Raw genomic sequence first — 399 nt, 5'->3', positions numbered from 1 at the left:
AGTGCCCCACCCAATGGGGTCGTTTCATGATTCCGGTTATCGCGCAGTTCGTCCTGTCACCCATGAATGCCGAAAAGCCGGACGTGGAAAGCGTCTTTCGTGACTTCAGCGCGTGCTTGAGCTCATTTGACGAATGGGCCGAGAGCTTCTGGAGCGGCTCGGCGCTGGACGTGGAGCAGGTGTTCAAGGTCGGCCAGGAAGTTTCCCTCGTCGCTCCCGCGTCTTCCAAAAAACCCAATCGCACCGTGGCCGTTTGCAAGGCCCAGGGCTCGTTGACCCTGGTGCATATGTTTGAAAGTACGCGGTTTGTGCCCATCGGCAATACGCCGGTGATGCTGCAAACCATCGGGTCGGACGGCACGCCATTCGGAGACCCTATCCGTCGAACCATCGACGCCA

At 58.9% G+C, this 399-nt stretch carries 1 protein-coding gene; it reads left to right on the top strand.

Features of this window, described 5'->3' with window-relative positions; all coding sequences use genetic code 11:
* Positions 1 to 26 precede the first annotated feature (26 nt).
* Positions 27 to 399: hypothetical protein (locus tag SOP95_RS31925; RefSeq protein ID WP_323609580.1), on the top strand; the 373-nt coding region annotated here is incomplete at its 3' end.

This window comes from Pseudomonas sp. YuFO8 (assembly GCF_035065025.1).
Classification (GTDB): Bacteria; Pseudomonadota; Gammaproteobacteria; order Pseudomonadales; family Pseudomonadaceae; genus Aquipseudomonas; species Aquipseudomonas putida_AE.
The sequence above is the reverse complement of the archived record's forward strand: the minus strand, read 5'-3'. Positions and strand labels throughout refer to the sequence as shown.